General features: G+C 72.6%; 18 protein-coding genes. 6 read left to right on the top strand and 12 right to left on the bottom strand.

Going from position 1 to position 24655, the window contains the following annotated elements; all coding sequences use genetic code 11:
• The 3 genes from RM704_RS00350 to RM704_RS00340 are packed head-to-tail and all read right to left on the bottom strand — an operon-like array spanning position 1 to position 4097.
• Positions 1-2361, bottom strand: a complete 2361-nt coding sequence (locus tag RM704_RS00350) for a glycoside hydrolase family 65 protein (RefSeq protein WP_033528839.1) — start codon at positions 2359-2361, stop codon at positions 1-3.
• The gene (locus tag RM704_RS00345) at positions 2358-3161 is read right to left on the bottom strand and encodes an HAD family hydrolase (protein ID WP_438828874.1); all 804 of its coding nucleotides are present in this window, start codon (positions 3159-3161) and stop codon (positions 2358-2360) included. Before RM704_RS00345 ends, RM704_RS00350 begins: the two co-directional genes overlap by 4 nt.
• Positions 3162-3218: 57 nt before the next feature.
• On the bottom strand, positions 3219-4097 hold the full coding sequence (locus RM704_RS00340) for an ANTAR domain-containing protein (RefSeq protein WP_033528645.1): 879 nt from the start codon (positions 4095-4097) through the stop codon (positions 3219-3221).
• Between the two features lie 92 nt (positions 4098-4189).
• Between RM704_RS00340 and RM704_RS00335 the strand changes: the two genes are divergently transcribed.
• Positions 4190-4873, top strand: coding sequence for a nucleoside/nucleotide kinase family protein (locus RM704_RS00335; RefSeq protein ID WP_192829705.1), 684 nt, complete (start codon positions 4190-4192; stop codon positions 4871-4873).
• Between the two features lie 81 nt (positions 4874-4954).
• On the opposite strand, the gene RM704_RS00330 is transcribed toward RM704_RS00335, so the two are convergent.
• The 6 genes from RM704_RS00330 to RM704_RS00305 all read right to left on the bottom strand — a co-directional run bounded on the left by RM704_RS00330 (position 4955) and on the right by RM704_RS00305 (position 13244).
• Entirely contained in the window at positions 4955-6787 is a 1833-nt protein-coding gene (locus RM704_RS00330) for a hypothetical protein (protein ID WP_033528643.1), read from the bottom strand.
• A gap of 70 nt (positions 6788-6857) precedes the next feature.
• Positions 6858-8576, bottom strand: a complete 1719-nt coding sequence (locus tag RM704_RS00325) for a hypothetical protein (protein ID WP_033528642.1) — start codon at positions 8574-8576, stop codon at positions 6858-6860.
• A 2-nt stretch (positions 8577-8578) separates the two neighbouring features.
• Positions 8579-9481, bottom strand: a complete 903-nt coding sequence (locus RM704_RS00320; RefSeq protein WP_033528641.1) for a carbohydrate ABC transporter permease — start codon at positions 9479-9481, stop codon at positions 8579-8581.
• Entirely contained in the window at positions 9478-10398 is a 921-nt protein-coding gene (locus RM704_RS00315; RefSeq protein WP_033528640.1) for a carbohydrate ABC transporter permease, read from the bottom strand. Before RM704_RS00315 ends, RM704_RS00320 begins: the two co-directional genes overlap by 4 nt.
• Before the next feature lie 127 nt (positions 10399-10525).
• Positions 10526-11848, bottom strand: a complete 1323-nt coding sequence (locus tag RM704_RS00310) for an extracellular solute-binding protein (protein ID WP_033528639.1) — start codon at positions 11846-11848, stop codon at positions 10526-10528.
• A 274-nt stretch (positions 11849-12122) separates the two neighbouring features.
• A complete protein-coding gene (locus RM704_RS00305; protein ID WP_033528638.1) occupies positions 12123-13244 on the bottom strand; it encodes an ROK family protein in 1122 nt (373 codons plus the stop codon).
• 244 nt (positions 13245-13488) lie between these two features.
• Here RM704_RS00305 and RM704_RS00300 point away from each other — a divergent pair, with 244 nt between their 5' ends.
• Both RM704_RS00300 and RM704_RS00295 read left to right on the top strand, forming a co-directional pair.
• Positions 13489-14403 (top strand): BadF/BadG/BcrA/BcrD ATPase family protein, encoded by a 915-nt coding sequence (locus RM704_RS00300; protein ID WP_033528637.1) that lies wholly within the window; start codon positions 13489-13491, stop codon positions 14401-14403.
• Positions 14404-14499: 96 nt separating this feature from the next.
• The gene (locus tag RM704_RS00295) at positions 14500-16410 is read left to right on the top strand and encodes a phosphatase PAP2 family protein (RefSeq protein ID WP_033528636.1); all 1911 of its coding nucleotides are present in this window, start codon (positions 14500-14502) and stop codon (positions 16408-16410) included.
• Between the two features lie 54 nt (positions 16411-16464).
• Here RM704_RS00295 and RM704_RS00290 read toward each other — a convergent pair whose 3' ends face one another.
• From RM704_RS00290 to RM704_RS00280, 3 genes are all read right to left on the bottom strand, one after another.
• Positions 16465-18855 carry a SpoIIE family protein phosphatase gene (locus RM704_RS00290; protein WP_033528635.1) on the bottom strand — a complete coding sequence of 797 codons (2391 nt, stop codon included), beginning with the start codon at positions 18853-18855 and terminating at the stop codon, positions 16465-16467.
• Between the two features lie 95 nt (positions 18856-18950).
• Positions 18951-19757, bottom strand: a complete 807-nt coding sequence (locus tag RM704_RS00285) for a peptidoglycan-binding domain-containing protein (protein WP_033528634.1) — start codon at positions 19755-19757, stop codon at positions 18951-18953.
• 71 nt (positions 19758-19828) lie between these two features.
• The gene (locus RM704_RS00280) at positions 19829-21082 is read right to left on the bottom strand and encodes a sensor histidine kinase (protein WP_033528838.1); all 1254 of its coding nucleotides are present in this window, start codon (positions 21080-21082) and stop codon (positions 19829-19831) included.
• Between the two features lie 162 nt (positions 21083-21244).
• On the opposite strand from RM704_RS00280, the gene RM704_RS00275 reads away from it, so the two are divergent.
• From RM704_RS00275 to RM704_RS00265, 3 genes are all read left to right on the top strand, one after another.
• Positions 21245-21613, top strand: a complete 369-nt coding sequence (locus RM704_RS00275) for a hypothetical protein (RefSeq protein WP_033528633.1) — start codon at positions 21245-21247, stop codon at positions 21611-21613.
• A 73-nt stretch (positions 21614-21686) separates the two neighbouring features.
• Positions 21687-22370: an ABC transporter ATP-binding protein gene (locus RM704_RS00270; protein ID WP_033528632.1), complete on the top strand. Its 684-nt coding sequence runs from the start codon at positions 21687-21689 to the stop codon at positions 22368-22370.
• Positions 22371-22507: 137 nt separating this feature from the next.
• A complete protein-coding gene (locus tag RM704_RS00265; RefSeq protein ID WP_033528631.1) occupies positions 22508-24511 on the top strand; it encodes an FtsX-like permease family protein in 2004 nt (667 codons plus the stop codon).
• The last annotated feature ends 144 nt before the right edge of the window (positions 24512-24655 follow it).

The raw sequence follows: 24655 nt of genomic DNA, 5'->3' as shown, positions 1-24655 counted from the left end.
TCAGCCCGGCCGGCCCCGGTGGCGGCCCGGTCGCCGGTGCGGCGGCTGGTCCGGCGCCGGGCCGGGTGGTTTGGGTGCCGGGATGTCCAGGCGCCGGGGTTTGTCCCCGTGCAGGGTGACCGGCTCGCCGTGGTGGCGGATCGTCAGGGAGTCGCCGGAGAGCAGGACGTAGGTGACGTGGCGGTGCTCGATCTCCACGCGCAGACACGTGTCGCGCAGCCCCACGTTGAAGGCGAGCCTGCTCAGAGGCTCGGGGAGGCGGGGTGCGAAGCCGACGGTCGTGCCGTGGTGGCGCATCCCGCCGAAGCCCGCGACCAGCGCCGTCCACGTACCGGCGAGGGCGGCGATGTGGAGGCCGTCGCGGGTGTTGTGCTCCAGGTCCGCCAGATCCATCAGCGCCGACTCGGTCAGGTGGTCGTAGGCGAGATCGAGGTGGCCGACCTGGGCGGCGATGACGGCCTGGCAACAGGCGGACAAGGAGGAGTCACGGACGGTGAGCGGCTCGTAGTAGGCGAAGTCGCGGGCCATCTGGTCGTCGTCGAAGTGGTCGCCGCACTTGTACATCGCGAGGACCAGGTCGGCCTGCTTGACGACCTGTTTGCGGTAGAGGTCGAAATAGGGGAAGTGCAGCATCAGCGGGTACTGGTCGGGCCCGGTGTTCTCGAAGTCCCAGCGCTGGTGGCGGGTGAACCCGGCGTGCTGTTCGTGGACGCCCAGTTCGTGGTTGTAGGGGATGTGCATGGCCTGGGCGGCGTCGCGCCAGGCGGCGCTCTCCTCGTCGTCGACGCCGAGCCGCCGGGCCCGGTCGGGGTGGCGTTCGACGGCGTCGACGGCGGCCAGGAGGTTCCCGCGCGCCATGAGGTTGGTGTACGTGTTGTCGTCGACGACGGCGCTGTACTCGTCCGGGCCGGTGACACCGTCGATGTGGAACGCGCCGTGGTGGTCGTGGTGGCCGAGGGAGCGCCAGAGCCGGGCGGTCTCGACGAGGAGTTCGACGCCGGTGTCGCGTTCGAAGGCGGTGTCGCCGGTGGCGGTGACATGGCGGACCACGGCGTCGGCGATGGCGGCGTTGACGTGGAAGGCGGCCGTGCCGGCGGGCCAGTACGCGGAGCGCTCCGAGCCGTCGATGGTCCGCCAGGGGAACGCGGCGCCCTCCAGGCCCAGTTGGGCCGCGCGGTCGCGGGCGGCGGGCAGGGTGTTCTGGCGCCAGCGGAGCGCCTCGGTGACCGCGCCGGGGGCGGTGTGGGAGAGCAGCGGCAGCACGAACGCCTCGGTGTCCCAGAAGGCGTGGCCGTCGTAGCCGGAGCCGGTGAGGCCCTTGGCGGGGATGGCCCGCTGTTCGGCGCGGGCGCCCGCCTGGAGGACGTGGAAGAGCGCGAACCGTACGGCCTGCTGGATCTCCGCGTCGCCGTCGACCTCGACATCGGCGCGGGCCCAGAAGTCGTCCAGGTACGACCGCTGTTCGTCGACGAGGCCGGGCCAGCCGCCGTACGCCGCGGCGGAGAGGGCGGCGTCCACCTGGTCGCCGACCGCAGGCAGCGAACGGGTGCCGGACCAGCCGTAGGCGACCGTCTTCTCCACCCGCAGGCGCTCGCCGGGCGCCAGGACGGTGGTGGCGGTGAGGCGGGCGACGTCGTCCCTGCTCTCGCCGCCGGTGGTGATGTGACCGGGCGCGGTGAGGACATGGTCGGCGGCGGCCGCGACGCGCAGACCGCTGCGCCGGGTGCGGTGGACGAGCCGGAGCCGCGTCCCGTCGGCGAGGTGCTCCTCCGGCTCCAGCGGGGACTCCAGCGCGACGGCGGCCCGGGGATCGCCCTCGCGGCGCGGCAGTTGCTCGTTGGCGACCAGCTCCGACTGGACGACGATCCGTGCCTCGCCGTCGACGGCCTCGACCTCGTAGGCGACGGCGGCGATCGCCCGCTGGGTGAAGGACACCAGGCGGGTGGAGCGCACCCGGACGGTCGTGCCGGCCGGGGAGGTCCACTCGCAGCTGCGGCGCAGCACACCCGCGCGCAGGTCGAGGACGCGTTCGTGCGAGCGCAGCCGGCCGTAGCGCAGGTCGAAGGGCTCGTCGTCGACGAGCAGGCGGAGGATCTTGCCGTTGGTGACGTCGATGACGGTCTGCCCGGACTCGGGGTAGCCGTAGCCGGCCTCCCCGTACGGCAGCGGGTGCAGTTCGTGGACGCCGTTGAGGTAGCTGCCGGGCAGCCCGTGGGGTTCGCCCTCGTCGAGGTTGCCGCGCCAGCCGATGTGTCCGTTGGCGAGGGCGAAGACGGATTCGCTCTGGGGCAGGACGTCGAGGTGGAGCCCCTGTTCGCGCAGCGCCCACGGTGCGACGCCGTACGACCTGTGTGCGATCACGCCCACTCCCCCAGGTCCGTCAGGTCCTTCACGACGATGTCGGCGCCGTGGGCGCGCAGGGCGTCGGCCTGGCCGACGCGGTCGAGGCCGACGACATGTCCGAAGCGGCCCGCGCGTCCGGCGTCCATGCCGGCGAGGGCGTCCTCGAAGACGGCGGCCTCGGCGGGTTCGACGCCGAGGTCGTGGGCCGCGGCGAGGAAGGTGTCGGGGCGTGGTTTGCCCGGCAGTTCGCGTTCGGCGGCGACCACTCCGTCGATCCGTACGTCGAAGAGGTGCTCGGCGTCGATGGAGCGCAGCACGTCCCGGCAGTTGGCGCTGGAGGAGACGACCGCGGTGCGCAGGCCGTGGGCGCGGACCCGCTCGATGTAGCGCAGGGTGCCGTCGTAGGCCTCGACGCCGTCGGTGCGGATGAGGTCCAGCAGGATCTCGTTCTTGCGGTTGCCGAGGCCGTGCACGGTGGGGGCGTCGGGCGGGTCGTCGGGGGTGCCCTCGGGGAGGTGGATGTCCCGGGAGGCCAGGAAGGTGCGGACGCCGTCGGCGCGGGGGAGGCCGTCGACGTACTGGTCGTAGTCGGCGGCGGGGTCGAAGGGCCGGAAGGCGTCGCCGTCGCGTCGGCGCAGGAACTCGTCGAACGCCCTTCGCCACGCGGCGGCGTGCACGACGGCGGTCTTGGTGATGACCCCGTCGAGGTCGAAGAGGCAGGCGCGGATCCGCCCGGGCAGGCCCAGTTCGGTGGATTCCGTCGATTCCGTCACGTGCGTCGCTTCCGTCGAGGCGGTCGGCCGGGGCGTCTCTGTCATGGGGTGGGGGTTCCCCGCTGGGCGGGAGTCAGTGGGTCGCACGGGTGAGAACCGCTCTCACCGTCGGCTGATGCTGTCGCCCGCGTGGGCGCGACCGAGAGCGTGCAGGTGTTCGAGGGCGTCCAGGACGACGGTCCGGTCGTACCAGGCCAGCCACTCGCCCGTCTCCGCGGCGGCGACGGCCAGCGCCTTGAGCTGAGCGCGCGTCAACCCCTTCAGGGGTCGCTCGAAATGGGCCGAGACCATGCCCACGCACAGCCCGGAGGCGCTGGTGAGCGGCACGCTGTGGCAGGCTCGGCTGCCCGCGCGCAGAATCGCGGAGCGGGCGTCCTCGGTGAACACCGCGTCCGTCGCCACGTCCTGGACGGTCACCTGGGCGACGTCCCGTGCGGCCTTGGCGCAGGCCGTGCCGTCGTCCCCGACGTACGCGAAGAAGTCGACGAAGTCGGGTGTGTGTCCCGTGTGCCGTTCGATGCGCAGTCCGCCCTCGGTGCGGTCCGCGATCTGGACGTTGCCCATGTCGGTGCCGACGACGGCGAGGGTCTGGCTGAGGACGGCGGCCAGGACCTCGCTCCGGTTGCCGCGCCGGACGCCACGGTCGCGTGCCTCGGTGAAGCTCAGGGTCGGCTCGGCGTGCCGGGCCCGGCCGGGAAACCACAGCCCGCCGCGGTCACTCGGACGCGGCGCGCTCACGGCCGCCTCCACGAGGGTGCGCAGCTTGACGTTGTACTGCTGGGAAGCCCGCTGGAGCAGCGCGAACGCGGTCTCGGCGTCCGGCAGGGCGTAGCGTTCCCGCAGCATGCCCTGGGCCTGGGCGACCAGGAGCCGTCCCTCCGTCCGGGTGCGCAGCTGCCGTGCCTCCGCGCGCAGCCGCAGCAGTTCCTCCCGCACCTCCTCGTCGTCGCCGTGAGGCTCCGACCAGGGTCCTGCACGCATGGGCACCTTCCGCTTCCCTCGCCTCGAACGACAGCAGGGGTCGTCTGCCCGGTCCGTGCCCGAGTACGCCGGTCGGGTCTACCGTCTTCCTCATGCCTGTGACCTTCGACGATCTGCTGCGCCGGGCGGCCGCTCTGGTCCGCCCCGACCGCCGTGCCCTCCTCGGTGTCGCGGGCGGCCCCGGCGCGGGGAAGACCACCCTGGCCGAGCGGCTGACCCGGGAGCTCAACGCGGGCGGCGAGCGCGGCGAGCCCTGGGTCGCGCATGTCCCCATGGACGGTTTCCATCTGGCCGACGTGGAGCTGGATCGCCTGGGCCGCCGGGACCGCAAGGGCGCGCCGGACACGTTCGACGCGTTGGGCTACGCGGCTCTGCTGGAGCGGTTGCGGAACGACGAGGACGACGTCGTGTACGCGCCGGGCTTCGAGCGGACCCTGGAGCAGCCGATCGCGGGGGCGATCCCGGTCCCGCCGTCCGCGCGCCTGGTCGTCACGGAGGGGAACTATCTGCTGGTGGAGGGCGAGCCCTGGTCGCGTGTCCGTTCCCGGCTGGACGAGGTGTGGTTCTGCGATCTCGACGAGGCCGAGCGCGTCCGTCGTCTGGTCGCCCGCCACGAGGAGTTCGGCAAGGGGCACGACGAGGCGGTCGCCTGGGTGCTCCGCACGGACGAGCGCAACGCGGAGCTGGTGGCGACGACCAGGGCGCGCGCGGACCTGGTGGTGCCGGAGTCGGCGATGCCCGCAGTGGAGGCGGGCGGGTGGGCGGAACGGGGGTGAGGCAGCCCGACGTCGTCAGGAACGTCGGGCTGCCGGTCCGTGCGGCCTGTGGTCGGGCGCGGGGGTGGGGTCGGGGCGCGGTCAGGGTCGGAGGGTCAGGGTCGGTTCGCCCCGGTCGTCGCCCGCCGGGTCGCCGATCACGGCCGTGAACGCCTCCGTGCGGACCCTCAGCCCCTCCGCCACCCGGTCGAACGTGGGCTCGAAGAGCTCGCCGGAGCCGCCGTAGCGGACGGCGAAGACGTCGAGGTCGTCCGGCGCACCCGGCGCGGGGGTGGCCTCGATGGCCGTGGAGGCGACCAGGTGGGACCAGCCCTCGTCGGGGTTTCCGTAGCCGCGGGGGTCGGCGGCTAGGGCGAACGCGGCGAGTTGCTGGGTGGTGTCGGCGCGGGCGTCGAAGAACTCCGGGCCCTCGGCGGCCGGGTGCGTGAGCCACAGGTCGCCGGCGGAGGTCACGTCGGCGTCCGCGATCCGGCGCAGGCCCTCGGCGTCGTCCGCCACGTACGGCAGTCCCGCGAGGAGGTACGGCGCGCCGGGCAGGCGTTCGACGGCGACCGTGGTCCACAGCCGGGTGCCGTCGGTGACGTACAGGGACTGGACGTGCCGCAGGACGTGGTCGCGGGTGACGACGGGCTTGGTGACGAGCTTGGCCGCGAGGCCGTCGGCCCGGACGTCCCGGACCCGGATCTCGCCCATGGGGCGGCAGAGCAGGAAGCCGTCGACGACCGGCCCGAAACCGTGCTGGCGGTTGACGGCGGCGGGGAGGAGGTAGGTCCCGTCGGCCTCGATCAGGGAGGGGGTCATCCTGGAGTCGAAGGCGACCGAGACCCGGCCGGCGCGCAGCTGGTGCCGGACCGGCCGCGTGGACGGGGCGCGGTGCCAGGGCGTGGTGTCCTGGATCTGCCAGACCAGCATCCACGCGAAGTGGCCGTCGACGCCGCCGTCCGGCTTGACCGCGTGCCGGCCCCAAAGGGTGTCGCCCCGGTAGCGGCCCAGGTCGGCGCCGATGCGGTGGCCGAAGTAGCGCAGCCCGAGCACGGACTCGAAGCCGGAGTGCTGTTCGCTGTAGCGGGGGCCGCCGTTGTCGAAGCCGCCGACGGTGAGGCGTGCGTCGATGTAGCGGGCGAGCGCCTCCCCGTCCTCGGCGAAGATCCGCTCGCCGCTCACCCGGTGGGCCTGGGCGAGGAAGGACAGGGAGATCGGGCCGTAGTTGTTGTCGTAGGCGCCGCCGTGCTCGGGCGGCAGGAGGGCGCCCCGATCCCGTACCCGGTGGGCGCGGATCTCGTCGGCGTACAGGGCCATCGCCTGCTCGCGGATCCGCTCGGCGTCCTCGGGCGGGAGGTGGCGGGCCAGCATCAGGCCGCCGACGACGCAGCCGATGGCCTGGTTGCCGGCCTCCTGCGGGTTGAAGAAGGTCGCCTCGGTGAGCCAGCGCCAGTAGCCGCGGCTCATCTCCCGCAGGGCGGCGGTCTGTTCGTCGGTGAGGAGGCCGTCGGCGAGGTCGAGCAGGTTGACGGCCTGGAGCAGCGCCCAGACCGTGCTCGGCCAGTCGCCGATGGGGTGGGCGCCGGGAGCCAGGGTGTAACGGGCGTACGGGAAGCCGGAGTCGCGCACCCGCAGGTTGGGGTAGCCGGGGTTGTCGTCCGTGTAGACGCGCTCCCGGAGGTGGAAGTCCGTGCTGCGACCGACCGCCTCCGGCAGGCGAGGGTCCTTCGTGCGCTGCCAGGCGAGGGCCAGCAGCGACGTGATGCCGAGGGAGGTGTCGCCGATGTCGTCGACGCAGTCGGGGTGTTCGAGGTTGCCCTCGGGGGTGAGCCGGGCGAGGGCCTCCTCGGTGACCGAGGCGAGGACCTCGTCGTACGCCTCGGGGGTGGACGGCAGGTCGTGCAGGGGTCCTCGCTGGTGCGGGAGGTGCACGGGAGGGGACGTGGGGTGCACGGGGATCAGTCCTTCATGCCGGGGGTGGCCATGGAGAGGTGCGCCGGGGTCACCCGAGGGGTGCGGGCCGGCGGGCGCGCAGGGCGACGGTCAGTGTGTGCGGGCCGGCTCCACCGATGTAGACACGGTTCCCGGTCGTCGCGTCGGTGCCGCCCACCACGGTGTGGTCCTGGCCCGGGTCGTAGCGCAGTACGTCGCTCCGGTCCGGCCCGGCGAGCGGTTCGCCCGCCTCGACGTCGGCCTCGACCCGGATCTCGTCGTCACCGACCCGGTAGGTCATCGGCCCGGTCGTCAGGCACCAGCGTCCGTCGCCGATGGGGACGGCGCCCTCGGGCACGCCGCCCGGCCGGAAGGTCAGTTCCAGGGCCCAGGGCACCCGGGGTCCGCTGAGGTCGATCCGCAGGTCGGCGCCGTCCTCCCGGAGGTCCACCTCGACGCGGGTCGTGTGCGAGACCTCGTCCCTGGGCCGGTCGGGGAAGGCCATCGCGGCCGAGAAGCGTCCCTCGTCCCCCAGCCGGTAGGCGCCGTCGTCCCGCCTCAGCTCCTTGGGGAGCGGCTGGTAGTAGGCGGCCGTGAGGGTTTCGGTGAGCCGGTAGCGGTTGTCGGCGGGCTGTTCCACGTCGGCTGCGCGGAACGGGCCCAGGTCGAAGAAGCCCCGCGAGAGACGGACCGCGTCGAGGACGGCGTCGCCGGCGAACAGGCGCAGAAAGGTGGGGTTGCAGGCGAGGCCCGAGCGGACGCGCCGGTGTGCGGGCACGTCGGAGCCGCCGTACACCACCGTGTGCGCGGTGGCCGAGGCGCGGGAGGCGAGGCGTGCGGTGGTGAGGTACCGGTCGCGCGGAAGGGGCTCGGCGGTCGGGGCCGGCAGGGCGCGGCACAGGTCCGGGGTCAGCTGGGTCTCGGCGAGCAGGTCGGGGTCGTCGATGCCGCCGGCGGCCGCTAGCCGCGCCACCCGGGCGAAGTCGCCCCGGCCGGTGCGGATCGCGAGCAGCCGGTAGTGCGGCAGATAGGGCGCCAGCGGGAACGGGTGGTACTGGTCCTGCCGTCGTGAGTGGACGGTCTCCACCGTGCCGTCCGGCCTGATCAGGTCCAGGGTCGTGGCGAGGTTGCGTTCGACGGCGTACAGCAGGTCGGCGCGGCCGAGCACCTCGGCCAGCAGCAGCAGCGACGGATTGGACACATGGGCCGCGTAGTTGGCGCTCCGTTCCGAGTACAGGCCCTCCGCGTCGATGTCGACGCCCTCGGCGAGCCACTCCTCGACGCGGTCGAGCAGCCGGTCGTCCGGGAACGACCGGTGCAGCCGGGCCAGCGCCGCGCACAGCTCCCAGCGGTGGTTCGGGGTGTGCACCCCACCCGTCAGGAGGCTGCCGGTGGCGGCGCCGGCGATGTCGGCGAGCGCGGCCGTGACATCGCGCAGTTCCGGTCCCGCGTCGGCGGCGAGGACGTGCGCGTCGCACACGTCGTTGACGGTGAACGCGGAGTCCGGCGGTGACTGCACGTTGTCGCCGCCGGCGAACAGGCCGGTGGTGGTCTGCGTGGCCCGCAGCGCGCGGAGGTGGGTCGTCGCCGCGGCGACGGCCCGCTCGCTGCCGTGCAGTGCCGAGTCCGGGGAGCGGTACGCCGCGACCAGGGTCTTCACCCGCCGCGCCAGACCACGGTGCGGCACACCGGCGGGTTCCTCGTCGGGGCGGGCCGCGAGCGGGCCGGCCTGCCGGTCGGCGGCGCGGGCCACCGCGTGGACGAACTCGTGGTCGAGCGGGGTGGGCAAGGTCAGTCCTTCAGTCCGGCGTTGATGTCGGCGTTCATGACGTACTTCTGGAAGACCAGGAAGACGACGATCAGCGGGACCATGGAGATGACCGATCCGCCGAGCAGCACGGACCAGTTGATGTTCTGCGCGCCGACGAGGCTCTGGATGCCGATCTGCACCGTGAACTTCTCGGGGTCGTTCAGCATCAGCAGCGGCCAGATGTAGTCGTTCCACCTCCACTGGAACGACAGGATGGCGAGCGTCAGCATGATGGGCCGGGAGAGCGGCACCATGATCCGCAGGAAGATCGACAGCTCTTTCGCGCCGTCGATGCGGGCGGCCTCGATGAGTTCGTCGGGGACCGTCAGGAAGAACTGGCGGAACATGAAGCAGCCGGTCGCGGTGAGCAGGGCCGGGAGGATGATGCCGGAGAGCGAGTTGTAGAAGCCGAGGTCGCGGACCACCAGGAACAGCGGGGCGAGCATGACCTCGGCCGGCAGCATCGTGGTGGCCAGGACGCAGAGGAAGAAGGCCTTCAGCCACTTGTTGTCGTACTTGGCCAGCGCGTACCCGGTGCAGCAGCTGACTCCCACCGTGAGGATCGTCGCGATCACACACACGATGGTCGTGTTGATGAAGTACTCGGAGAAGTTGGCGCTCGCCCACGCTTCCTTGTAACCCGACACGGTCGGGTCCTCGGGAAACACCGTCAGCGGCAGGGAGAACAGGTCTCCCGCCGGTTTGAGGGAGCTGAGGACGAACCACAGCACCGGCACCCCGTAGAGGGCCGCGAGGACCCACAGGAGTGTCGTCGGGGCAACAGCGCGCCGAAGCCCACCGGTGGCCGAGCCGCTGGACCGCTTCTTGCGGACAGGTCGTCCGGGCCCGGTGTCGACCTTGCGTGGCATGTCTGTGGTTGTCATCGGTTCTCCACCCGCCGGTTCACCATCATCTGGATGATCGCGACGGCCATCAGGATGAGCATGAGCACGAACGACGCGGCGCTCGCGTAGCCGATCTGGCCCGACTTGAACCCCGTCTGGTAGATGTACTGCACCAGCAGGTTGTTCGACGTTCCGGGTCCACCGTTGTTGAGGGAGGCGAACACCGCGTATTCCTTCATCGCGTGGATCGTGTTGAGCAGGATGACGATGAAGGACGTGGGGGCGATGCTCGGCAGGGTGATGCTGAAGAACTGGCGCCACGGGCCGGCGCCGTCGAGCGCGGCCGCCTCGTAGTACGACGTCGGGACGTTCTTGATCGCCGCGATGAACAGCAGCATGGAGAAGCCCGTCCAGGCCCAGGCCGCCGCCACCACGACCACGATCAGTGACAGGTCCGCGTTCGACTGCCAGGGAACGGCGCTGCCGCCGACCTTCTCGATGAAGTAGTTGACCAGTCCGAAGTTCTCACCGAACAGCCACCGCCACAGGACACCCACGATGATGGGCGACAGCAGCCACGGGATGAAGAAGAAGATGCGGGCGACCGACGCGCCCTTGGCGTTCTTGCTCACCAGCACGTTGGCGATGAGCAGCGACAACACGAAGTTCAGCGGAACGAAGAGCACGGTGTACAGCAGCGTGCGGGTCGTCGCGGCGTAGAAGGTCGAATCCCCGAGCAGCTTCTGGTAGTTGTCCAGTCCGACGAACTGGAACGCCCCCACGCCCGTGTAGTTCGTGAAGGAGTAGACGAGCCCGATCACCGCCGGCCAGACGAAGAACAGCGCGAAGAGCACGACGTTGCCCGAGATGAGGACGAGCGGGGCGAGGGTGTACTTGCTTCGTCTCCTGGGCGGGCTCACGGACACGTCCGAGGCGTCCGGGGCGCGTTTGGTCATCTTCCTGACTCCGTGCTGGTGGAATGGGTTCCTGGAGGCTCAGGCCATGAGCCCGGCATCACGTGGGTGGGGTCCGCGGGCCGGGCGGCGGGGTCTCGGCCCCGCCGCCCGGCCCGTCGGCCCACGATCAGCCGCCGACCTGCTGGTTGTAGCCGTCCACGATGTTCTGCAGGGCCTTGTCGGCCGACTGCTCGCCGTTGATCGCCTTGCCGAGCTCCGCCTTGGTCGGGTCGTCGGCGAGGCTCTTGCCCTTCAGCACCCAGTTCGTCTGCGCGCTGTTGAAGTAGCCGGAGATCGGGTCGTAGAGCGGGATGGACTCGTTGTAGAGCTTGAACGCCGCCTGTGCCGCCTCGGACTTGAAGGGGTACTTCGGGTTCAGACCGCTCTCGACCGGCAGGAAGCCGGACGTCTCGCACAGCGTCTTGTAGTGGTCGGGCTCGTACAGCCAGGACAGGAACTTCTTCGCGGCGGCGGCCGCGTCGGCGTTGTTGTTGAAGCCGACCGTCATGCCGCCGCTGTTGACGTCACTGGCCTGCACCGGCTGCGCGGGGGTGGGGACGCTCGCCCACTCGAACTTCGTGATGCTCTCCGCGTAGGCGGCGACCTGCCACACGCCGGACCAGTAGGCGACGACGTCACCGCTCTGGAACATGGCCGACGGGTCGGCGCCGCTGGTCCACACCGACTTCGGCATGGTCTTGTCGTCGTTCCAGCCGACGAAGGTGTTCACGGCCTTCTTGGTCGCCGCGTCCACCGAGAACTTGCCGGAGTCGTCGGCGTGGACGTACTTGCCGCCCATCTCGTAGACCATGGCGCGCAGCCGGGACGGCGACTGGTCGAAGGTCAGGGAGTACTTGGCGTCGGTCTTCTCCCGGACCTCGTTGGCCGCCTTGATGAACTCGTCCCAGGTCCAGGTCTTGTCGGGCGAGGTCGGGTAGTCGACGCCGGCCTTCTCGAAGAGCGACTTGTTGATGAACATGCCGGAGGCGGTGACGTCCGAGGGGATGGACAGCACCTTCCCGGACGAGTCCTTGGCGACGAAGTTGGCGTTGATCTTGTTGGTCTTGTTGTTGGCGATGTCGCTGAGATCGATCAGCTTGTTCGACCAGATCGGGTCGAGCGCCGGCACGGCCGCCACGTCGGGCAGCGAGTTCGCCTGCGCGGAGTTGCGCAGCTTCGTCGCGTAGCCGTCGTAGGGGATGTTGACGAGCTTGACCTTGACGCCCGTCTCCTTCTCGTACTGCGCCACCATCTTCTTCCAGCCCGCGTCCTGCCCCGGAACCGTGGAGATCCAGAACGTCAGCGACTTGGAGGTACCGCCGGACTCGGATCCCCCTCCGCAGGCGGAGAGCAGAAGGACGGCTGCCGAGGCGCCGGCAGCGAGGGGAACCAGGCGGCGCACACCGCCGCGGCCGAGTCGGCGGGAGCGCCGCACACCCACAGTGGTCATCTTCGATCCCTTTTTTTCGGTAGGGGACGGAGCACGGCGCCGACCGAGCGGCACGGGTGCATTTTGCAGGAAAGCTGCATTCCGGGGGGCGCGGCCTCGCCCGGCCGCGTCGTCCACGCGGGGCGGTATCCCCGGCCGTTCTGGCCGTCACCGCACGGGCACGCCCTCGTGCGGTTGCCGTACTCGAGTACAGGCGGGACGCTCGCCCCAAGCCGGCGTCCCGGCCGACTTAGAAAGCGCTTGTCCGGACATTGGCAGATGCCGGTGGAGTCCGTCAATGCTTCACCCCCGCGCCGCCGGTCACGGTTTGGATTCCCCGGGCCACGGCCAGGCGGCTGGCCCCCACGACGGTGCCGCTGTCGCCGAGCGCGCTGCTCACGACCTCGGTGGGCCAGCTCAGGCGGGCCAGTTCGGCCCGTACGCCGGGCAGGAGCCGGGCTTTCGAGCCGACGGCGCCACCCAGCACGATCAGGCCGGGATCCAGGACGGCGGTCGCGGCGGCGGCGAGTCGGCCCACGTCGGCGGCGTGCCGGCCGACGACGGCGCAGGCCGTGGCGTGCCCCTCGTCGGCCAGTGCGAACAGCCCGTCCACCGTGTCGGGGCACACACCGTCCACGCCCTGCCAGGCGTCCGCCGCCCGGCGCAGCAGGGAACCCGCTCCGATGTGCGCCTCCAGGCCCTCGTGGCGGGGCTCCCGGTCCGCGTCCCACGGGTAGGGTAGCCGGGCCACCTCACCCGCGGCGCCGTTCGCGCCGCGCAGCACCTGACCTCCGATGACGACACCGAGACCGATGCCGACGCCGATCCGCAGATAGCCGAAGGTGTCCCGGCCGCGGGCCGCGCCCTCGTGCAGCTCGGCGAGGGCGGCGCAGTTCACGTTGTTCTCGACGTGCACGGGCACACCGGGCGGGAGGGCCACGGTCAGCGCGTCGAAGATGGGGCCCGCCTTGGCGGTGGCGGGGCGGACGGCCGTGCCCTCCCGGCTCTGGACGGTGACATCGCCGACGGCGACGACGATGGCGCGCAGCGGCGCCCCGGGCGACAGCCCGGAGAGGGCGTCGGCGACCACGTCGACGGTGTCGGCCCGCAGGCCGGTGCCCTCGGCCACCAGGGTGCCGTCCAGGGCGCAGACCCGGGCCCGGGTGACGCTGGGGCCGAGGTCGACGGCGAGGACCGCGCCGGCGGCGGGACCGAGATCGTATACGGCCGCCGACCTGCCGGTTCCGCCGTTGAGGGTGCCGGAGTGGGCGGCGAGTCCGGCGGCCTCCAGCTCGGCCACGGCGGTGGAGACGGTCGGCTTGGAAAGGCGTGCCCCGGTGGCCAGTTGAGGGCGGGTGGCGGTGCTCGACGCGGCCAGTACGGCGAAGACGGCGCGGGCGCTCTCGCTCAGTTGCATGGTCTCCCCAGTCGTGCCGCGATCATGCGGCCGCACGGTCGTGCGGTATCCGGCGTCGTAACCCTTGACGCACTCTTATTCGTTAGTTAATTTCCTAACGAAGTCAAGCGGTACTCGCCTGCCGCACCGACAGAAGCCCGTCCCGGGGCTTCCCTAGCACCCCCCACAGACCCTGTGTGTCCAGGCACGGTTTCGCCCAGCCGTCGCTGCGCCCATCGCAACGCAACGACGAAAGAGGCCCTCCGTGCCGGATTCGAGGCCCGTCGCGGTCGGTATCGACGTGGGCGGCACCAAGACCCATCTCCGCGCTGTCGCGGGGACGGAGTCCGTCGCCGACCACATCCGTACCAGCCGTGGCTGGCGGCCGCACGACCCGGCGGCCGCGACCGAATGGCTGGCCACGCTGGTCGGGGAGGTGCTGCCCGCGCACACCCCGCCGTCCGCCGTGGCCGTCGGCGCCCATGCCTGCGAGACGCCCCGCCAGTGCGAGGGGATACGTCTCGCCCTCCAGGAACGGCTTCAGGTGCCGTGTCTGGTGGTGGGTGACGCCGAGCTGCTGGTCCCCGCCGCCGGTTTCGCGCGGGGGGTGGGGCTGGTCGCGGGCACCGGTTCGGTGGCCGTCGGCCGGTCCGCCGCCGGTGCTTCGGTGCAGGTCGGCGGCTGGGGCGCGGTTCTCGGCGACGAGGGCGGCGCCGCCGGCCTGGTCCGGGAGGCATGTCGTGCCGTCTGGGCCGCGCACGACCGGGGTGAGGCGCCCGACGCCCTCGCCGACCGGCTCGTCGCCGCCTTCGGGGTGAGCGAGGTACCGGCTCTGGGTGGGGCGCTGGAGGCCGCCACGGCCATGTCCGCCGACTGGGGCCGGCACGCGCCCGCGGTCTTCGAGGCCGCCGAGGAGGGCTCCGCCCCAGCCCACCGGGTGATCACCGACGGGGGCCGCGCACTCGCCGCGCTCGTGGCCCGGCTGGCCGCCCGCCAGGTCCCCGTCGACGACGTGGTGGTGGCCGGCGGGACGATCCTCTCCCGGCCCGCCCTGTACTCGGCATTCGCCGAAGCGCTCGCCGACGCTGTACCGTCCGCGCGACCGCATGTGCTTCAAGTGCCGCCGGTCGAAGGGGCGTTGGCACTCTCACGTACTCTCCTCCGACCGGTCACCCGCTGATTACCGTCCGGTCGTCGACCGGACATCGACCGGTCATGCGTCAACCCCACGCTCAGCCCGCACCCGATCAACCCACCGCGAAAGGAGCGGCGTTCCATGCCGTCATCTGCCGGGCACCACACGCTCAACCGCCGTGTCTTCCTCAGGAACTCCCTCGGCGTCTCGGCCGGCCTGATCGCCGCTCCGACCCTCGCGAACCTCTGGCAGGCCCCCGAGGCGAAGGCCGCCACCGCGTTCGCCGCGTTCGTCGACGACTACGCGACCAACACCACGGCGAACCTCACCCCCGAGACCAACGCCGTGGTCCGGGCCCTCGGCGGCTTCGCCGAGATCTGGAAGACCGGCGACGCCTGGAACACCGGCACCCCGCTGCTGCCCGAGATCCTGCGCGCCAACGTGCGCTACAGCGAGCGCGTCACCGCCCGCCGGACGGATGCGCAGGCGCGCGAGGCGTTCATCACCGACCGGCAGCACCAGAGCTACTCGGTGATCAGCGGTCTCGGCCCCCTCGCCGAGCTGTACCGAACGGGCGCCATGGCGGTCACCGCGATCACCTCCGCGCCGGACGGCACGCCCTCGGGCAAGATCAGCGACTCCGTCCCCGCCGACGCTCCCACCGGATCGGCGAACGGCGCCGGCTCGACCAGCTCCGCTCTCGGGAAGGTGGCCGAACTCGTCAACACCGTGCGCGGGCCGTTCGCGTCGAGCAACCCCGCCAAGTTCTCCTACCAGTACCCCCGGCCCTGGCGCATGAACGAGAACAGCGAGGTCGTCGACACCGGACGGACCGACGAGTTCGGGTTCCCGGTGTACGACTCCGCCGTCGTCGTCGCCCCCCAGCTGCTGCGCCAGCGCGGCGAGGACGCGGCCACGGACGGCGGTTTCCCCAGCGGGCACACCAACGCCCTCCACCTGGCCGCTCTGGCCTACGCGTACGCCGTGCCGGAGCGCTTCCAGGAGATGGTGACCCGCGCCTTCGAAGCGAGCCACGACCGGATCGTCTCGGGCATGCACTCCGCGCTCGACGTCGTCGGCGGTCGCGTCATGGCCACGGCCCTGGCCGCCGCCGCCCTCGCCGACCCCAGGAACGCCGAGCTGAAGGCAGCCGCGCGCCGACAGGCCGCCACGTACTTCCAGGCGAAGACGGGCACCACCGCCGACACACTCTTCGCCTACGCGCACTCGGCCGGAACGGATACGGACCCGTACGCCGACCGGGCGGCCAACGAGCGCCTGGTCGAGCCGAAGCTGACGTACGTACTTCCGCGCCGCGGCAGGTCCCAGGACCTGACCGTGCCGAAGGGCGCCGAGGTCCTCCTGGAGACACGACTGCCCTACCTGGACGCGGCGCAGCGCCGCGAGGTGCTCCGCACGACCGCGCTGCCGTCGGGCTATGTGCTGCTGGACGGCTGGGAGCAGTGGGGGCGGCTCAACCTGTTCGCGGCGGCCGACGGCTACGGTGCCCTGGACGCCGATGTCACCGTCACGCTGGACGCCTCCCTCGGCGGCTTCCACGCGGCCGACACCTGGCGCAACGACATCGACGGCCCGGGCGGGCTCGTCAAGCAGGGCAGCGGCACGCTCACGCTGGCCGGCGCCAACCGGTACACGGGCGGCACGGTCGTGGAGGCCGGTGTCCTCGCGGCGGGCTCGAAGGAGGCGTTCGGGCGCGGTGACGTCCGGGTGAAGGGCGGCACACTGGCCACCGGCGACCACACCGTCCGGGTGCGCGGCGGCTACGCGCAGGCCGGTGTCCTCGACGTGACGCTGGACCGGGGCACCGACGCCGCCCTCGTGGTGGACGGACGGGCGGTCCTGGAGCGGGGCAGCAAGCTGGTCGTCCGCTTCGACGCCGCGCAGGCGCCGCGTTCCGGCAGCACGGTCGCGGTCGTCGGGGCGCGGTCCCTGCAGGGACGGTTCGCGGAGGTCTCCGTGGCCGTCGAGGGCTGGACGGCCGAGCAGGTCTGCACGGCGCACGGGGTGTCGGTGCGCCTGCGCAAGAAGTGACCGCACGGTTCGGCGGGTCCGTCGGGGGTGGCGTGCGCCGCCCCCGACAGGCGTTCACAGAGCCGGTGGCAGGGCCTGCTCGGCCCAGATGGTCTTGCCCGCGCCGCTCGGACGGCTGCCCCAGCGGTCGGTGAGTTGGGCGACCAGGAGCAGGCCGCGGCCCCCCTCGTCGAAGCTGCGGGCCCGGCGCAGATGCGGTGAGGTGCTGCTGGCGTCGGAGACCTCGCAGATGAGGGTGCGGTCGCGGATCAGGCGCAGCTGGATGGGGGCGCCGCCGTAGCGGATGGCGTTGGTGACGAGTTCGCTGACCACGAGTTCGGTGACGAAGACGGCCTCCTCCAGGCCCCAGCGGGTGAGCTGTTCGGTGGCGAGCTTGCGCGCGTTGGCGACCAGCGCCGGGTCGTCGGTGAGGTTCCAGACGGCGACCTGCTCCGCGTCGAGGGCACGGGTACGCGCGAGCAGCAGGGCCACGTCGTCGGCCGGGGTCTCGGGCAGCAGTGCCTTCAGCACGGTGTCGCAGAGGCGCTCCAGACTGTCCGCCTGTCCCTCCAGCGCGGCGCACAGGGCGGCGGTGCCCGTGTCGACGTCACGGTCCCGGGCCTCGACCAGGCCGTCGGTGTACAGGGCGAGGACCGACCCCTCGGGCAGCTCCAGCTCCCTGGCCTCGAAGGGGAGGCCGCCTACGCCGAGCATCGGCCCGGCCACCACCTCGACGACCTGGACGCTGCCGTCGGGCCGCACCACCACGGGCGGCACATGCCCGGCCGAGGCGATCGAGCAGCTGCGGTCCACCGGGTCGTAGACCGCGTACAGACAGGTCGCGCCGATCTCCCCGTCCCCCGTGCCGTCGCCGGCCGCGAGGTGTTCGACCAGGTCGTCCAGGTGGGTGAGGAGCTCGTCGGGCGGCAGGTCGACGTCGGCGAGCGCCCACACGGCCGTGCGCAGCCGGCCCATGGTGACGGAGGCGTGGATGCCGTGGCCCACGACGTCGCCGACGACCAGCGCCACCCGGGTCCCGGACAGCGGGATCACGTCGAACCAGTCGCCGCCCACCCCGGCCTGCGACAGGGCCGGCAGGTAGCGGGAGGCGAACTCGACGGCCGCCTGGCCGGCGACCGTCTTCGGCAGCAGACTGCGCTGGAGCGCCAGCGCCGTACTGCGCTCCTTGGTGTAGCGGCGGGCGTTGTCGACGCAGACGGCCGCCCGGCTGGAGAGCTCCTCGGCGAGCGACACGTCGTCCTGGTCGAAGGCGTCGGGGTGCTCGGGGGTCAGGAGCCGGACGAGGACGGCGACACCGAGGGTGGTGCCGCGCGCGACCAGCGGTACGGCCATCAGGGAGAGGTCGTGGTCCGCGGCCTCCCGGAGTTTGGCGGAGCGGGCGCCGTGCCGGGCGAACCAGGAGTCGAGGTGGTGCTCGCCGGTGCGGGTGAGCACGGGCTCGCCGCTGCGCAGGGCCCGGGCGGGCGGTGAGAACGGCGGGTAGACGTCGGCGGCGCCCAGGGCGATGGCCGCCTCCGGCACTCCGGGCGTACTGGAGTGGTGGGCGGCCCTGCGCAGTCGTACCCCCTCGTCCACGGGTCCCATCTCGGGTTCCTCGCCCTGGAGGACGGACTCCAGGAGGTCGACGCTGGCGAAGTCGGCGAGCCGGGGGACGACGAGTTCGGCGAGTTCACGGGCCGTCCGGACGACGTCGAGCCTGGTGCCGATGGACCCGGCGGCCTCGTTCAGCAGGGCCAGGCGCTGGCGGGCCCAGAACTGCTCGCTGCTGTCGAAGCCGGCGAGCGCGGTGCCGATCAGCTCTCCGGAGCGGTCCCGCACCGGCCACATCTCGAAGCTCCAGGCGTGCATGCGCCGACCGGACGGGGAGCGGGTCCAGCTCTCGTAGTGGACCGGCTGTCCGGTCTCCACCACGATCTCCAGATGGCGCAGGAAGCCCCGGCTGTGCTCGGCGTCCTCCACGGTGTCGGGAAAGTACTGGTGCCGGAACTCCTCCTCGGGCTGCCCCATGACCTGGCACGCCCAGTCGTTCATACGGAGGTACCGCTGCCCGGTGTCGAAGACCGACATGGACATCGACGCCTGTCTGAAGGCCAGCTCGCCGAGGCCCCGCTCGGTCAGGTCGGGCGTGGCCTGGACGACGAACCGCCGCCGCTCTCCCGCCGCGCCCCGCACCGGGCAGATCCGCAGCGCGACCTTCTGCCGTCGCCCGTCCCGGTAGCGCAGGTCCACCACCGCGTCGCCGTGCGTCAGCAGCGCCCGCCAGACCGCGGCCGCGTCCCCGTCCACCAGGGCGTCGGCCGGCCTGCCGGTCACCTCCTCGGCGGTGTAGCCGGTGAGCCGCCGGGCACCCTCGCTCCACCCCGCGACGAGGCCGCGCGCGTCGACCACCGCCATCGCCTCACCGGCCGCGGCAGCCCGCGACGCGCCGGACGCCTTCGTCACCATATGGCCAGGATGGTCCGTTCAGGGCGGGGCAACAACCCGGCTACGCCCGTGACGTACCGGGTCCTGGCCCCGCCTAGGGACGGAGGGCCGTAGGGCTAGAGGGTGGTGCGGGATTCGAGGTCCTGGCGGGTGTCGTTGCCGTAGACGCCCGTCTCGTCGCCCCGGATTCCGTACCAGAGCTGGAAGCGCGCCACCGCTTCCTTCAGTACGACGTCGTACTGCCCCGAGGTGGAGCCGTTGTCGTACACGTTCGGGATCCGCAGCAGCCGTTGCTGGAGTTCGGAGACCTCGGGGCCGCTGTCGCCCTCGCGGAGGGTGCCGGGGCCGTCCGGGTCGGCGCCGTCGTCCGGGGCGGGCGCCGAGGTCGCGGGGGCCGACGGGGTCGCGCTCGGGGTGACGGCGCGTGCCTCCTTCTCCGTGCCGCCGCCGGGCAGGAGCAGGGCGGCGCCGAAGCCCAGCAGGGCCGCCGCGCCGACACCGACGATCACGGCGGCGCGCTTGAGGCCGGATCCGTCGCCGGGGGCCGGCCGCCGCCGCTGCCGACGCCGGTGCCCCTCGCCGCGCGGGACCGTGTCCGAGCCGAAGTCCTCGCCGACCATGACCGGGGGAAGTTCCTCGGTCTCGTACTCCGTCCGGGGCAGGATCCGCTCGGGGGCGGGCTTCGGCTCCGGTGCGGGCGTCGCCGCCGGGGGCCGTGCCGACGGCGGCGGTGTCGGAACCGCTGCCGGGGTGGGGGGCACGGCGACGGTCTCGTACTCGTCGTCGGGGCCGTCGGCTCCCTTGAACTGCTCGAACTCACGCAGCAACTCGGCCAGGGCCTCGGTCCTGCGCCGGCGCATGACGTAGGTCGGCTCGATCGTGGGACGCTTCGCCGTCCGGCCCGGTTCGGGCGGTTTCGACACGCTGTTCTCCTTCCGTGCACGCGGTCTCCCGCCATCCCCGAGAGGAGATACGGGAAGCCGGGCCGGGAGGTTCAGCCCGGCAGGCGGCTCCGGGGGGCGCTCGGGAGCACGGCGACCACCTCCCAGCCGGGGCCGTCCGCGCGCGGCCGGGCCTGGATACGGCCGCCGAGCGCGGTGACCCGTTCCGTGAGGCCGACCAGTCCGAAGCCGCCGCCCCGGGCCGCATCCGGCAGCCGGGCGGCGCCGCGTCCGTCGTCGCGGACCACGACCTCCAGTCCGTCGCGCCCGTGGCGCAGGTCGACGGTGACCTCGGTGGCGTCGGCGGCGTGCCGACGGACGTTCGTCAAAGCCTCCTGCACCACGCGGAAGGCGGCGGCCTGCACCTCGTGCGGCAGGTCGTCGGGGACGGCAGGGTCGTGGCGCAGCACGGCGCGGCGGCCGTCGACACCGCCGACACCGTCGAAGCCGCGCACCAGATCGTCGACGCCCGCCAGGTCGCCCACCGGGCGCCGGTCGGCGGGCCCGGTCTCCTCCTCGTGGTCGCGCAGCACCCCGACCGTGCGGCGCATGGAGGCCAGCGCCTCGGTCGCGGCGCGCTCGATGCCCGCGAGAACGGGATCGAGTCGCTCGGGTTGGGAGGCGGCCATCATCCGGGCGACCTGGGTCTGGACCAGGATCCCCGTGACGTGGTGGGCGACGAAGTCGTGCAGGTCCGCGGCCATGGCGAGGCGCTCCGCCCGGCGGGTCTCGGTGACGACCTGGGTCCGCCGGTTGTCGAGGGTGCGCAGATAGGCGGCGACGGCGGCCGCGATCCCGGCCAGCAGCACCAGGAGCAGCGCCACGCCGATGAGGCTGTCGCCCGGCTCGACGACGAAGTACGGCAGCGGAAGCACGACCAGGGCGAGACCGTCGAGGAGTCCGCAGGCCGGCGCCCAGCCGGGCGGGCAGGTGCGGACGGCCACGACCAGCAGACACAGCAGTACGGCCGGCTGTCCCGGGCCGAAGCCCCCCGTCTCCCGCATCAGAAGCAGGACCACGACACTCGCCAGGACGGCGAGGGCGGGGACGCCCGCGCGTACCTGGGGGGTCAGCCAGTCCGGCCGGCGGTGCTCGGGCCACAGCACCGCCGCGAGACCGACGGCCAGAGGGAGCAGGTGCGGCCACAGATGGGCGGTGTCCTCCGCCGTCAGGAGGAGGACGTCGGACCCGCAGGCCAGGAGGAGGGCCACGACGCCGCCGACGCGTACACAGCCCGCTCTGGCCGGGCGCCCCGGCCGGCCGGGGCCGCCACCCGGGGATGCCATGGTGTCGAGCACGAGGTTCACGCGGATCACAGTAGGCAGTGCCTGCGGTCCCCGTATCGGCCGTACGGCCGAGGAGGCGTGCGCGGCGGGCGGCAGGCCTGGCCGTTCGGCCGAGGCGGCCGCCCCCGCCCCCGGGAGAGGTTGGGTGTCGCAACCGCACCCCTTCTCCACCAGGAGCACCTCATGGATCGCAGCCCCCTGCTCATCACCGCCGCCGTCGTGGCGGCCCTGGCCGTCGGCGGCGGAGCCCTCACCTACGCGATGAGCGGTACGGAGTCGACGACCGGGCTGGACCCGTTCAACACCGTCACCGTGGACGGCCAGAAGGCGCTCAGCGGGAAGATCGTCGCCGGTCGCACCGAGTCGAAGTACAGCCCGCTGCCCTGGATCGGCGGCGAGACCTCCGGTCTGAGGTGCCCCGACCTCAAGGCGGTGGCCGGCACGAAGGTGACCTGCACGGGCAGGGACGGCGACGGCAAGGACCTCTCCGTCCCCGTCACCGTCGTCAAGGCGGACGCCTCCAGCGTCACCTGGAAGTTCGAGCGCCCCTAGGGGGTGTTCCGAGGCTCCCGCACAGCACTGTCGAAGCACCCCCCCGGTCCCCCCGAAAGGACCCGTCACCGTCATGAGCACCGTCCTGGCCGGCAACGGCCTCGTCAAGAAGTACGGCCCCACCACCGCGCTGGCCGGCGTGGACGTGGCGGTCGCCGAGCGTGAGTCACTCGCCATCATGGGCCCGTCCGGCTCCGGCAAGTCGACCCTCCTCCACACCCTCGCCGGCATCATCCGCCCCGACGACGGCCAGGTGCTGCTGCGCGGCGAACGCGTCGACCACTGGGGCGAGAACAGGCTGAGCGCCCTGCGCCGCAAGCGGTTCGGGTTCGTCTTCCAGTTCGGCCAGTTGCTGCCCGAGCTGCCCGCCGAGGAGAACGTCGCGCTCCCGCTGATGCTGGAGGGCGTACCGCGCCGCCAGGCGGTGCAGCGCGCACGCCGCTGGTTCGCCCCGCTGGGCCTCGCGGGTCTGGAGCACCGGCGGCCCGGTCAGCTCTCCGGCGGCCAGGCCCAGCGCGTCGCCATCGCCCGCGCCCTCGCCGTGGAGCCCGATGTCGTCTTCGCCGACGAGCCCACGGGCGCCCTCGACCAGACCACCGGCGAGGAGGTCATCCGTCTCCTCACCTCGGTCACCCGCGACCAGGGCGCCTGCCTCGTCATGGTCACGCACGACGCCGAGGTGGCCGCCCACTGCGACCGCGTCCTCCAGGTACGGGACGGCCGGATCGCCGGCCACAGCCAGTACACGGTCGCCTAGGCCCCCCACGCAGGGCGCCTTGAGGGCGCGGGGAACCGCGCGACCAGCCTCGGACAGCCCGCACCCGCCCTCGAACCGGAACCGACCGGCCGTTCAGGCAGCCGGTCATCCCTTCCCTCGATCTCCGGAGACACAGAATGCGCTCCCCCGTCCTGCCCCTCACCTGGCACCTGGCCCGCGCCTCCGGCAGGCGTGGCCTGCAGAGCCACCTCCTGTCCGTCGCGGCCGCCGCGGCCGGCGCCCTCGTCCTCCTGACGCTCCTGGCCGCCTACCTGGGCTCCGGCACCCGGGCCGACCGCACGGCCTGGCGCACCCCCGAGGCGGTGGCGGCGAAGGAGGCGACCGCCGTACAGACACTGGGGACGACGTACGTGGACCACCGGCCGGTCACCGTCGTCTCCCTGGCCCAGTTGCCGAACCGGGCCGCGACACCCGCCCCGCCCGGTCTCGCCGACTTCCCCGCACCGGGGCGCACCTATCTGTCGCCCGCCCTGGCGGAGCTGATGCGGGAGCTGCCGGCGACGCGTCTCGCGGACCGCTTCCCGGTCACGAGCGGCTACGGCACGATCGGCGCCGGCGGGCTAGCCTCCCCCGAGGAACTCGTGGCCGTCATCGGCCGCGCACCCACCGACCCGGCGATCACCCGGGCCGCCGAGGGCAGCGCCCTGGACGCCCTCGCCGCCCGCGCCCGTGTGGACGGCTTCACCGGCACCGGGCCCAGTCCGTTCTCCTCCTTCGACCAGCAGGCAGCCCTGTTCGGCGGCGCCCTCCTCGTCGTCCCCGTGCTCGTGCTGGCCTCGGCCGCCGGACGCCTGGGCGCCGCCCGCCGTGAGCAGCGGCTCGCCGCCCTACGGCTGGCCGGAGCGACCCCCCGCCAGATTCTGGCGATGACGGGGGTCGAGTCGGCTGCGGTGGGCCTGGCCGGCGGTCTCCTCGGCGGGGTCGTGTACACGCTGCTGGTGCCGCTCCTGGCCCGGGTGCCGTACGGCATCGGCACCTGGTACACAGGCCAGTTGTGGGTCGGGCTGCCCTGGCTGCTCGTGGTGGTGGCGGCCGTGGCCGCGCTCACCTCCGTCAGCGCGGTGACGACGCTGCGCGGGGTGGCGCGTTCCCCGCTGGGCGTGGCCCAGCAGGCCGATCCGCGCCGGACGAAGCTGATCCGGCTGGTGCTGTTCGTCGCCATCGGGCTGTATGTGGCGGTCACCGCGCACGGCGGCGGGCTGAGCACGGGACAGACACTCGCGCTGATCGTCCTGGTGTACGGGGCGTTCTGGACCCTCGGCCCCTGGGTCGTCGACATGCTGGGCAGGCTGCTGAGCCGCTTCGCGCGCCGTCCGGCGACGCTGCTGGCCGCGCGCCGGCTCAGCGACGATCCCCGCGGCGCCTGGCGCACGGTCAGCGGTCTGGTCCTCGCGGGTCTGGTCGCCGGGTTCTTCACCGTCGGACAGGTCGGCCTCGTGGGTTACGAGCACCGGGGCCAGGTCGCCGTGCGCGCGGAACACGGGGATGTGGACGAACTCCCCAGTAGAGCACAGGAGTTGCTCACCGAAGCCGGTGTGAAAGCAAGGGTGGAGGCGACTGACTCCGACACGCACGACGGGCTCCTGTTGGGCGACGAGGGCATCGTGGCCCATGTGCGCGGCGGGCAGGAGCAGTTGGACACCGCGTCGACCGCGCTGTCCTCCCTCTCCCCCGGGAACCTGCCGTTCACCCAGGACTACGTCAACGCCGAGACCGACACGACGACCCGGCTCATCGGCGAGATGGGGCTCGCGGTACTGGCCCTGGGCTTCCTCGTCGCCGCGGCCTCCGCCGGACTCACCGCGGCGGCCACGGTCCTGGACCGGCGCCGCGTCTACGCGCTGCTGCGGCTGGCGGGTACGCCGCTGAAGGTGCTGGACCGGGCGCGGATACGGGAGACCGCGCTGCCGCTGGTGGTCCTCGCCGGAGGTACGACGGCGACCGGGATCTACGGCGGCATCAAGGTGAACGAGATGTTCCACCTGGAGCCGGACGCGTCGGGGGCCGTGCGCCTCGCCCTCTGTGTCGCCCTCGGCACGGTCACCATGTTCGCGGCGCTCGCCGGGAGTCGGCCGCTGCTGCGGAAGGTGACGGCGGAGCGGGCGCAGGAAGCCGACTGACACACCCTCGTCGAGCCGTCCGCCGTCGACGCCCAGGCGCCCGGCCCACAGCCTCCCACTCGCGGCCTCCCATCCGCGGTCTCCCATCCGCGGTCTCCATCCGCAGGCTCTCCCCCAGGCTGGTGCACCCGCGGGCCCTTCGCC

Source organism: Streptomyces gottesmaniae (genome assembly GCF_031845845.1).
Classification (GTDB): domain Bacteria; phylum Actinomycetota; class Actinomycetes; order Streptomycetales; family Streptomycetaceae; genus Streptomyces; species Streptomyces akebiae.
Note: the sequence above shows the minus strand (reverse complement) of the source record. Positions and strands in the feature narration are given on the sequence as shown.